Origin of the sequence: Vibrio agarilyticus (assembly GCF_012641465.1) — a bacterium.
In the GTDB taxonomy this organism is placed as follows: domain Bacteria; phylum Pseudomonadota; class Gammaproteobacteria; order Enterobacterales; family Vibrionaceae; genus Vibrio; species Vibrio agarilyticus.
Genome location: NZ_JABAIK010000074.1, coordinates 1 through 506, shown reverse-complemented (window position 1 = coordinate 506; position 506 = coordinate 1). Strand labels below are relative to the sequence as shown.

Below are 506 nucleotides of genomic sequence, written 5' to 3'. Positions count from 1 at the left end.
CGTCACATCGACAACGGAGAGTATCTGGGTCTGGCTATGCTGATGATGTATCAGTTCCCGATGATGGCTCTGGCCACTTACGCCCGGTATGGCGCTGACGGTAAATCTGACCAGAAGACAACCAAAGACCTCATTATGGATTCCGTATCCGGTATGAGTGCAATCGGCGGTGCCTCTCTGGTGATGGACCTGTTCAGCGATAACCAGCGCGGCGGTGGAGTATCAATGCTGGGTGGTGCAAACTCTGTCATTAGCACGCTCCAGAGCGTTGCGAAGAAAGGCGAGTTGTCTGCGCAGGATGCAAGTAAATTGGTGCCGCTGGCGCAGGAGTTCATCCCGCTGCGAATCCTCATTAACAACACGGGCGATTAAGTTCGCCCTTCACCAAGGAAACAGAATGGCTAATTCATGGCAGACCGAAACAGGTACAGCCGGGCAAATCACTATTAATGTGAATATCCCGTACCTCTCCCGCAGTGACATTTACGTGTATATCGCTGGTACTC

At 52.2% G+C, this 506-nt stretch carries 1 protein-coding gene; it reads left to right on the top strand.

The window, feature by feature from the left end; translation table 11 throughout:
• On the top strand, window positions 1–372 hold a 372-nt coding region (locus HGP28_RS19105; protein ID WP_168837991.1), incomplete at its 5' end, for a hypothetical protein.
• Window positions 373–506: the final 134 nt, after the last annotated feature.